This is a genomic window from Xenorhabdus doucetiae, assembly GCF_000968195.1.
Taxonomy (GTDB): domain Bacteria; phylum Pseudomonadota; class Gammaproteobacteria; order Enterobacterales; family Enterobacteriaceae; genus Xenorhabdus; species Xenorhabdus doucetiae.
In genome coordinates, this window is record NZ_FO704550.1 from 277930 (window position 1) to 287188 (window position 9259).

Here is a 9259-nt window from a genome sequence, read left to right on the forward strand (position 1 = left end):
AGTAAAGACAGATGAGCATGCAAGATCCGATCGCGGATATGCTGACCCGTATCCGTAACGGTCAGGCCGCGAATAAAGTTGCGGTCACCATGCCTTCCTCCAAGCTGAAAGTGGCAATTGCCAAGGTGCTGAAGGAAGAAGGTTACATTGAAGATTTTAAAATCGAAGGCGACACTAAGCCAGAACTGGAAATTACTCTGAAGTATTTCCAAGGTAAGGCTGTTGTAGAAAGTATTCAGCGTGTAAGCCGCCCAAGTCTGCGCATCTATAAGAAAAAAGATGAGCTGCCACAAGTTATGGCTGGTTTGGGAATCGCTGTTGTTTCTACCTCTAAAGGTGTAATGACTGATCGTGCAGCTCGCCAGGCTGGTCTGGGTGGCGAAATTCTCTGCTACGTAGCTTAATTCGGGAGGAAAGAATGTCTCGTGTTGCAAAGGCACCCGTCGTCATTCCTGCCGGCGTAGAGGTTAAACTCGACGGTCAGGTTATTTCGATTAAGGGTAAAAACGGCGAGCTAAGTCGTACAATCCACAACGCAGTTGAAGTTAATCATGCGGATAACCAACTGACTTTCGCTCCACGCGAAGGTTTTGCTGATGCTTGGGCGCAGGCGGGTACAACTCGTTCTCTGCTGAATGCAATGGTTATTGGTGTTAACGAAGGTTTCACTAAGAAACTTCAGCTGGTTGGCGTTGGTTACCGTGCAGCAGTTAAAGGCAATGCAGTTAGCTTGTCTTTAGGCTTCTCGCATCCGGTTGAACATCAGCTGCCAGCAGGCATAACTGCGGAATGCCCATCACAAACTGAAATCGTACTGAAAGGTGCGGATAAGCAGGTGATTGGTCAGGTTGCGGCAGATCTGCGTGCCTATCGTCGTCCTGAGCCATATAAAGGCAAGGGTGTTCGTTACGCCGATGAAATCGTGCGTACCAAAGAGGCTAAGAAGAAGTAAGGTAACACTATGGATAAGAAAGCAGCTCGTATCCGTCGTGCGACCCGCGCACGCCGCAAGCTCCAGGAACTGGGTGCAACTCGCCTGGTGGTACACCGTACCCCTCGCCATATTTATGCGCAGGTTATCGCACCAAATGGTTCTGAAACTCTGGTGGCCGCTTCTACAACAGAAAAAGCTATCAGTGAACAACTGAAATTTACTGGAAACAAAGAAGCCGCAGCATTAGTTGGTAAAATTGTTGCTGAACGTGCTCTGGAAAAAGGCATCAAAGATGTATCTTTTGACCGTTCTGGTTTCCAATATCATGGTAGAGTCCAGGCACTGGCAGATGCTGCCCGTGAAGCTGGCCTTCAGTTCTAAGGTAGAGGTGTAAGATGGCTCACATCGAAAAACAAGCTGGCGAACTGCAGGAAAAGCTGATCGCGGTAAACCGCGTATCTAAAACCGTTAAAGGTGGCCGCATTTTCAGCTTTACAGCACTGACTGTAGTTGGTGATGGTAACGGTCGCGTTGGTTTTGGCTACGGCAAAGCACGCGAAGTTCCGGCAGCGATCCAGAAAGCGATGGAAAAAGCACGTCGCAATATGAAAACCGTCGCACTTAACAGCGGCACTCTGTACCACCCAGTGAAAGGTTCACACACCGGTTCTCGCGTGTTCATGCAGCCTGCTCACGAAGGTACAGGTATCATCGCCGGTGGTGCGATGCGTGCTGTTCTGGAAGTGGCTGGAGTTCGTAACGTACTGGCTAAAACCTACGGTTCCACTAACCCGATCAACGTGGTTCGTGCAACACTGGACGCTTTAGACAGCATGAAGTCTCCAGAAATGGTCGCAGCTAAGCGTGGCAAATCCGTCGAAGAAATTCTGGGGTAATGACCATGGCTAAGACTATTAAAATTACTCAGGTTCGCAGTTCAATTGGTCGTTTGCCTAAACATAAGGCAACTCTGACTGGTTTAGGTCTGCGTCGCATTGGGCATACTGTTGAACGTGAAGATACACCAGCGATTCGCGGTATGGTCAACTTGGTTTCCTATATGGTTAAAGTTGAGGAGTAACAGATGCGCTTAAATACTCTGTCTCCGGCTGAAGGTGCCAAGCATGCACCTAAACGTGTAGGTCGTGGTATCGGTTCTGGTTTGGGTAAAACCGGCGGTCGTGGTCACAAAGGTCAGAAATCTCGTTCTGGCGGTGGCGTTCGTCGTGGTTTTGAAGGCGGCCAGATGCCTTTATATCGTCGTTTACCAAAATTTGGTTTCACTTCTCGTAAGGCAATGGTTACCGCAGAAATTCGTCTGTCTGACTTTGCCCGCGTTGAAGGCGATGTTATCGATCTGAATGCACTGAAAGCTGCTAACATTATTGGCCCTCAAATTGAATTCGCTAAAGTAATGCTTTCTGGCGAAGTCAATCGCGCAGTAACTGTGCGTGGCTTGCGTGTTACTAAAGGCGCCCGTGCTGCAATTGAAGCTGCTGGCGGTAAAATTGAGGAATAAGTAACAGATGGCTAAACAACCAGGATTAGATTTTCAAAGTGCCAAAGGCGGATTAGGCGAGTTAAAACGCAGACTTTTGTTTGTCATTGGAGCTCTAATTGTTTTCCGTATTGGCTCTTTTATTCCAATCCCTGGTATTGATGCCGCTGTGCTTGCCAAATTGCTCGAGCAGCAAAGAGGCACCATCATTGAAATGTTTAACATGTTCTCTGGTGGTGCTTTAAGCCGTGCTTCTATCTTTGCGCTGGGTATAATGCCGTATATTTCTGCATCTATTATTATCCAGTTGCTGACTGTGGTTAACCCCCGTTTAGCAGAGATTAAGAAGGAAGGGGAAGCTGGTCGTCGTAAGATCAGTCAGTACACCCGTTATGGCACATTAGTGCTGGCGATATTCCAATCAATCGGTATTGCGACTGGGTTGCCGAATATGCCTGGGATGCAAGGGTTAGTTATTAATCCTGGTCTTGCATTCTATTTCACGGCTGTTGTAAGTCTGGTCACGGGAACCATGTTCTTGATGTGGCTGGGTGAGCAGATTACTGAACGAGGTATCGGTAACGGTATTTCAATCATAATCTTTGCTGGTATCGTTGCAGGTCTACCGCCTGCAATTGGTCACACCATCGAGCAAGCTCGGCAAGGCGACCTGCACTTCCTCCTGTTGCTGTTGGTTGCAGTATTAGTGTTTGCCGTAACTTTCTTCGTTGTTTTCATGGAGCGTGGTCAACGTCGTATCGTTGTGAACTATGCGAAACGTCAGCAAGGTCGTAAAGTTTTCGCGGCACAAAGTACACATTTGCCGTTGAAAGTGAATATGGCAGGGGTTATCCCTGCGATCTTTGCTTCCAGTATTATTTTGTTCCCTGGTACCATAGCCTCTTGGTTTGGTGGTGGAACAGGCTGGAATTGGTTGACAACTATTTCTATGTATTTGCAACCAGGTCAACCGCTTTATGTGTTATTATACGCATCTGCAATCATCTTCTTCTGTTTCTTCTATACGGCTTTGGTTTTCAATCCAAGAGAAACAGCAGATAACCTGAAGAAGTCCGGTGCATTCGTACCAGGAATTCGTCCGGGAGAGCAAACGGCTAAGTACATTGATAAAGTAATGACTCGTCTAACCTTAGTTGGTGCGTTATATATTACTTTTATCTGCTTAATCCCGGAGTTCATGCGTGATGCAATGAAAGTTCCATTCTATTTTGGTGGTACTTCCCTACTGATTGTAGTTGTCGTCATCATGGACTTTATGGCTCAAGTGCAAACTCTGATGATGTCGAGTCAGTATGAGTCTGCATTGAAGAAGGCAAACCTGAAAGGATATAACCGCTAATTGGTTTGCTTGAGAAGTTACGGAGAGTAAAAATGAAAGTTCGTGCTTCCGTCAAGAAATTATGCCGCAATTGCAAAATCGTTAAACGTAACGGTATCGTTCGTGTGATTTGCAATGCAGAGCCTAAGCACAAACAGCGCCAAGGCTAATTAATCGCATATTTTTCTTGCAAAGTTGGGTTGAGCTGGCTAAATTAGCCAGCCAATCTTTTTTATCTGACAGCAACATTATTTGAGTATCCTGAAAACGGGCTTTTCAGAATGGTGTTGCAGTGAATAAATATTGTAGGAGTGCATAGTGGCCCGTATAGCAGGCATTAACATTCCTGATCAGAAACATACTGTGATCGCATTAACTTCGATCTATGGTATCGGTAAAACCCGCTCACAAGCAATCTGTGCAGCAGCGGGCATTGCTGAAAATGTTAAGATCAGTGAGCTGTCTGAAGAGCAAATTGACAAGCTGCGTGACGAAGTTGCCAAATACGTTGTAGAAGGTGATCTGCGTCGTGAAGTAACCCTGAGTATCAAACGTCTGATGGACCTTGGTTGCTATCGTGGTTTGCGTCATCGTCGTGGTCTGCCTGTTCGCGGTCAGCGTACTAAGACCAATGCACGTACCCGTAAGGGTCCGCGTAAGCCGATCAAGAAATAATCGGGGTATTGAATAATGGCAAAAGCACCTGTTCGTGCACGTAAGCGTGTAAGAAAACAAGTCTCTGACGGTGTGGCTCATATCCATGCTTCTTTCAACAACACCATCGTTACTATTACTGATCGTCAGGGTAACGCATTGGGTTGGGCAACTGCCGGTGGTTCCGGTTTCCGTGGTTCTCGTAAGTCTACTCCGTTCGCAGCTCAGGTTGCAGCAGAGCGCTGCGCTGAAGCAGTAAAAGAATACGGAATCAAGAATCTGGAAGTTATGGTTAAAGGACCTGGTCCTGGCCGTGAGTCAACTATCCGCGCATTAAACGCGGCTGGTTTCCGCATCACTAATATTACTGATGTGACTCCGATCCCTCATAACGGTTGTCGTCCACCGAAAAAACGTCGCGTTTAATGCGTCTTCGTTTTTAGGATTGTTGGAGAAAGAAAATGGCAAGATATTTGGGTCCTAAGCTCAAGCTGAGCCGTCGCGAGGGTACAGACCTTTTCCTGAAGTCTGGCGTTCGCGCGATTGACACCAAGTGTAAATTAGAACAAGCACCAGGCCAGCATGGCGCACGTAAGCCGCGTCTGTCTGACTATGGTGTACAGTTACGTGAAAAACAAAAAGTTCGCCGTATTTACGGTGTCCTGGAACGTCAATTCCGTAACTACTATAAAGAAGCGACTCGTCTGAAAGGCAACACAGGTGAAAACCTGCTGAACTTGCTGGAAGGTCGCTTGGATAACGTCGTTTATCGTATGGGTTTTGGCGCGACTCGCGCTGAAGCACGTCAAATGGTAAGCCACAAGGCTATCACGGTAAATGGTCGCGTTGTTAACATTGCTTCTTATCAGGTATCCCCGAATGACGTAGTCAGCGTTCGTGAAAAAGCGAAGAAGCAGGCTCGCATTAAAGCAGCCTTAGAGCTGGCTGAGCAGCGTGAGAAACCAACTTGGTTGGAAGTTGATGCTGCGAAGATGGAAGGTGTGTTCAAGCGTATTCCTGAACGTACTGATCTATCCGCTGACATTAACGAACACCTGATCGTCGAGCTTTACTCCAAGTAAAGCTTAGCACCAAAGAGAGGACACAATGCAGGGTTCTGTGACAGAGTTTCTAAAACCGCGCCTGGTAGATATCGAGCAAGTCAGTTCGACGCACGCCAAGGTGACCCTTGAGCCATTAGAGCGTGGCTTTGGCCATACTCTTGGCAACGCACTGCGCCGTATTCTGCTTTCGTCTATGCCGGGTTGTGCGGTGACTGAGGTTGAGATTGATGGTGTACTGCATGAGTACAGCACCAAAGAAGGTGTACAGGAAGATATCCTGGAGATTCTCCTCAATCTGAAAGGGCTGGCGGTGAAAGTTCAGGGTAAAGATGAAGTTATCCTTACTTTGAATAAATCTGGCATTGGCCCTGTGACTGCAGCCGACATCATCCATGATGGTGATGTCGAAATCGTCAAGCCGCAGCACGTAATCTGCCATCTGACTGACGAAAGCGCGTCCATTAGTATGCGTATTAAAGTTCAGCGCGGTCGTGGATATGTGCCGGCTTCTGCCCGAATTCATTCGGAAGAAGATGAGCGCCCTATCGGTCGTTTGTTAGTAGATGCTTGCTATAGCCCAGTAGAGCGTATCGCCTACAATGTTGAAGCAGCTCGTGTAGAACAGCGTACTGACCTGGATAAGCTGGTTATCGAGATGGAAACTAACGGTACAATCGATCCTGAAGAGGCGATTCGCCGTGCAGCTACCATTCTGGCTGAACAACTAGAAGCTTTCGTTGACTTACGTGACGTACGTCAACCAGAAGTTAAAGAAGAGAAGCCAGAGTTTGATCCGATCCTGCTGCGCCCTGTTGACGATCTGGAATTGACTGTCCGCTCTGCTAACTGCCTTAAAGCAGAAGCTATCCACTACATCGGTGATCTGGTACAGCGTACTGAAGTTGAGTTACTTAAGACACCTAACTTGGGTAAAAAATCTCTTACTGAGATTAAAGACGTACTGGCTTCACGTGGACTTTCTCTGGGCATGCGTCTGGAAAACTGGCCACCAGCAAGTATTGCTGATGAATAACTCGATCACAGGTTAAGGTTTTACTGAGAAGGATAAGGTCATGCGCCATCGTAAGAGTGGTCGTCAATTGAACCGCAACAGCAGCCATCGCCAAGCTATGTTTCGCAACATGGCAGGTTCTTTGGTTCGTCATGAAATCATCAAGACGACTCTGCCTAAAGCGAAAGAACTGCGTCGCGTCGTTGAGCCGCTGATTACTCTTGCCAAGACCGACAGCGTAGCTAATCGTCGTCTGGCATTCGCCCGCACTCGTGATAACGAGATCGTGGCAAAACTGTTTAATGAACTGGGTCCGCGTTTTGCGAGCCGTGCAGGTGGTTACACTCGTATTCTGAAGTGTGGCTTCCGTACTGGTGACAATGCACCGATGGCATACATCGAGCTTGTTGACCGTGCAGCAGAGTCTCAGACAGAAGCAGCATCTGCAGAGTAATCTGTAGGAGCGTAAAAAACCGGGTATTATCCCGGTTTTTTATTGCCCTATAATTTTGATCCTCTAATCTCCATTTTATACTTATCAATTAATCTGCAAATTTTTCCTGTGCAGGTGATCTCTTAACCTATTCTGGTAGTATTGTGCTTATTAACTACTTGATAGGAGAATTCCATGTATCGTATCGGTCAATTGGCTAAATTAGCAGGAGTGACACCTGACACTATCCGCTTTTATGAAAAACAGGGATTGATGTTCCATGGAGAGAGAACGGAAGGTGGTTATAGACTCTACACTGGACAGGATCTACAGCGATTACGTTTTATCCGTTATGCAAAACAATTAGGTTTTACACTGGAAGCTATTGTCGAACTATTATCTATTCGAGTTGATCCTGAGCATCATACATGTCGGGAATCAAAACATATTGTTGATTCTAGATTGCGGGAAGTTGAAGAAAAATTATTAGAAATGCAGAAGATGCGCGATTCTTTGAAAATGTTGAGTGATGCTTGTTGTGGTAGTGCGCACGTCAGTACATATTGTTCTATATTAGAAATACTGGAAGAAGGTGCGACAAATAGATAATTTTTTCTTTATTATTCCAAGCGCTAAGAGTACAATCGCGCTGTTTTTAATCAGAAAATTATTTTATCAATTAACTTAGAGGTCATTATGACAACATATCGCCATAAAAAAGGCGTTATTAAAGATAATGCTATAGAAGCACTATTATACGATCCCTTGTTTAGACAGAGAGTAGAAAAAAATAAAAAAGGTAAAGGAAGTTATAACCGTAAAGAAAAACAGGGTAAAAAGTGTGGTTGGGAGGCCAATGATAATAATTTTTTCAAGTTGTTATCATTGGCCTTCTAGCGTCTTAAGTGGACAATATTAATCTAATAAAATCCGGGCTGATGTTTTTACAGGAAGAAAGGACTAGGCTGGAAAAGTTTTTCCACCTCAGGAACGAATTTTTTGTCAGTAATAAACATGATTACATGATCGCCTTGTTGAATAATACTGTAATCATTAGCAATGATGACTTCTTCATTGCGGACAATAGCACCTATTGTTGTGCCTGGTGGTAATTTAATATCACCTATCTTACGCCCAACAACTTTTGAAGTATGTTCATCGCCATGAGCTATGGCCTCGATAGCTTCAGCAACTCCTCTTCTTAATGAGAACACACTGACAATATCTGCTTTACGGACATGACCAAGCAGCGCCGATACTGTTGCTTGTTGAGGTGAAATTGCAATATCAATGACTCCACCTTGTACTAAATCAACATATGCACTGCGTTGAATAAGAACCATTGCTTTTTTGGCTCCCATTCGTTTTGCAAGCATAGCTGACATAATATTAGCTTCATCATCATTTGTTAGCGCTATAAAAACGTCAACTTGCTCAATGTGTTCTTCAGCTAGTAACTCTTGGTCGGAAGCGTCACCATAAAACACAATGGTATCGTGCAATAGTTCAGCTAATTCAGTGGCCCTTTCTTGGTTGTGTTCGATTAGCTTGACGCTGTAGTCTTTCTCAAGCCGCAAGGCTAAGCCTGCACCAACATTACCACCCCCAACAATCATGATGCGTTTATAGGGTTTTTCAAGACGTTGTAATTCGCTCATTACTGCCCTGATATGTTGTGATGCTGCAACGAAGAAGACTTCATCTCCAGCTTCAATAATTGTTGAACCTTGTGGTCTAATAGGGCGATCTTGACGAAATATTGCAGCAACTTTGCTATCGATATGTGGCATATGCTCTCGGAGTGAGGATAAGGCATTACCTACCAGTGAACCACCATAATAAGCTTTAACTGCGACAATACTGACACGCCCTTCAGCAAAATTAACAACTTGTAATGCTCCTGGATATTGAATCAATTTATAGATGTAATCAATGACTAGTTGCTCGGGAGATATGAGATAATCAATAGGAATATCATCAGGTTGGAATAATTTTTCTGATTCTCGTATATATTCTGATGAGCGTATTCTGGCGACTTTATTAGGCGTGTTAAATAGAGAATAAGCAATTTGACATGCAATCATATTGGTTTCATCTGAATTTGTAACTGCGACCAGCATATCAGCATCTTCAGCTCCGGCTTCCCTCAATACCTTAGGGTGGGAACCATGGCCATTGACAACTCGGAGATCAAATTTATCTTGTAACTGGCGTAGACGATCTGTATCGGTGTCAACGACAGTAATATCATTGTTTTCATCAACCAAATTCTCGGCTAAAGTTCCACCAACTTGGCCAGCACCCAAAATGATTATCTTCATAGCG

The 9259-nt window shown here is 45.2% G+C and carries 16 protein-coding genes; 15 read left to right on the forward strand and 1 reads right to left on the reverse strand.

The genetic code is table 11. The features are described 5' to 3' along the window. Positions 1-11: 11 nt before the first annotated feature. The 15 genes from rpsH to XDD1_RS01475 all read left to right on the forward strand — a co-directional run bounded on the left by rpsH (position 12) and on the right by XDD1_RS01475 (position 7831). Complete coding sequence (gene rpsH / locus XDD1_RS01405; RefSeq protein ID WP_038240479.1) at positions 12-404, forward strand: 30S ribosomal protein S8; 393 nt, start codon at positions 12-14, stop codon at positions 402-404. A gap of 14 nt (positions 405-418) precedes the next feature. Next, complete coding sequence (rplF, locus tag XDD1_RS01410) at positions 419-952, forward strand: 50S ribosomal protein L6 (RefSeq protein ID WP_045968054.1); 534 nt, start codon at positions 419-421, stop codon at positions 950-952. 9 nt (positions 953-961) lie between these two features. Continuing rightward, positions 962-1315: a 50S ribosomal protein L18 gene (gene rplR / locus XDD1_RS01415; protein ID WP_038240476.1), complete on the forward strand. Its 354-nt coding sequence runs from the start codon at positions 962-964 to the stop codon at positions 1313-1315. A gap of 14 nt (positions 1316-1329) precedes the next feature. Next, positions 1330-1830 carry a 30S ribosomal protein S5 gene (gene rpsE / locus XDD1_RS01420; RefSeq protein ID WP_045968057.1) on the forward strand — a complete coding sequence of 167 codons (501 nt, stop codon included), beginning with the start codon at positions 1330-1332 and terminating at the stop codon, positions 1828-1830. A 5-nt stretch (positions 1831-1835) separates the two neighbouring features. Next, positions 1836-2015: a 50S ribosomal protein L30 gene (rpmD, locus tag XDD1_RS01425; protein WP_045968059.1), complete on the forward strand. Its 180-nt coding sequence runs from the start codon at positions 1836-1838 to the stop codon at positions 2013-2015. A 3-nt stretch (positions 2016-2018) separates the two neighbouring features. Next, positions 2019-2453 (forward strand): 50S ribosomal protein L15, encoded by a 435-nt coding sequence (gene rplO, locus XDD1_RS01430; RefSeq protein WP_045960137.1) that lies wholly within the window; start codon positions 2019-2021, stop codon positions 2451-2453. 7 nt (positions 2454-2460) lie between these two features. After that, positions 2461-3792: a preprotein translocase subunit SecY gene (gene secY, locus XDD1_RS01435; RefSeq protein WP_045968061.1), complete on the forward strand. Its 1332-nt coding sequence runs from the start codon at positions 2461-2463 to the stop codon at positions 3790-3792. A 32-nt stretch (positions 3793-3824) separates the two neighbouring features. Continuing rightward, positions 3825-3941, forward strand: coding sequence for a 50S ribosomal protein L36 (gene rpmJ / locus XDD1_RS01440; RefSeq protein WP_045968063.1), 117 nt, complete (start codon positions 3825-3827; stop codon positions 3939-3941). 148 nt (positions 3942-4089) lie between these two features. Further along, the gene (gene rpsM / locus XDD1_RS01445; protein ID WP_038240472.1) at positions 4090-4446 is read left to right on the forward strand and encodes a 30S ribosomal protein S13; all 357 of its coding nucleotides are present in this window, start codon (positions 4090-4092) and stop codon (positions 4444-4446) included. A gap of 15 nt (positions 4447-4461) precedes the next feature. Continuing rightward, on the forward strand, positions 4462-4851 hold the full coding sequence (rpsK, locus tag XDD1_RS01450) for a 30S ribosomal protein S11 (RefSeq protein WP_004388621.1): 390 nt from the start codon (positions 4462-4464) through the stop codon (positions 4849-4851). Positions 4852-4886: 35 nt separating this feature from the next. After that, positions 4887-5507 carry a 30S ribosomal protein S4 gene (rpsD, locus tag XDD1_RS01455; RefSeq protein ID WP_045968066.1) on the forward strand — a complete coding sequence of 207 codons (621 nt, stop codon included), beginning with the start codon at positions 4887-4889 and terminating at the stop codon, positions 5505-5507. A gap of 25 nt (positions 5508-5532) precedes the next feature. Beyond that, on the forward strand, positions 5533-6522 hold the full coding sequence (locus tag XDD1_RS01460) for a DNA-directed RNA polymerase subunit alpha (protein WP_038269634.1): 990 nt from the start codon (positions 5533-5535) through the stop codon (positions 6520-6522). A 40-nt stretch (positions 6523-6562) separates the two neighbouring features. Then, positions 6563-6955, forward strand: a complete 393-nt coding sequence (gene rplQ, locus XDD1_RS01465) for a 50S ribosomal protein L17 (RefSeq protein WP_045968068.1) — start codon at positions 6563-6565, stop codon at positions 6953-6955. A gap of 174 nt (positions 6956-7129) precedes the next feature. Continuing rightward, positions 7130-7543: a Zn(2+)-responsive transcriptional regulator gene (zntR, locus tag XDD1_RS01470; protein ID WP_045968070.1), complete on the forward strand. Its 414-nt coding sequence runs from the start codon at positions 7130-7132 to the stop codon at positions 7541-7543. 87 nt (positions 7544-7630) lie between these two features. After that, positions 7631-7831, forward strand: a complete 201-nt coding sequence (locus XDD1_RS01475) for an alternative ribosome-rescue factor A (RefSeq protein ID WP_045968072.1) — start codon at positions 7631-7633, stop codon at positions 7829-7831. Between the two features lie 47 nt (positions 7832-7878). Here the strand turns inward: XDD1_RS01475 and trkA are convergent, their stop codons facing one another. Beyond that, positions 7879-9255, reverse strand: coding sequence for a Trk system potassium transporter TrkA (gene trkA, locus XDD1_RS01480; protein ID WP_045968075.1), 1377 nt, complete (start codon positions 9253-9255; stop codon positions 7879-7881). Between the last annotated feature and the right edge of the window lie 4 nt (positions 9256-9259).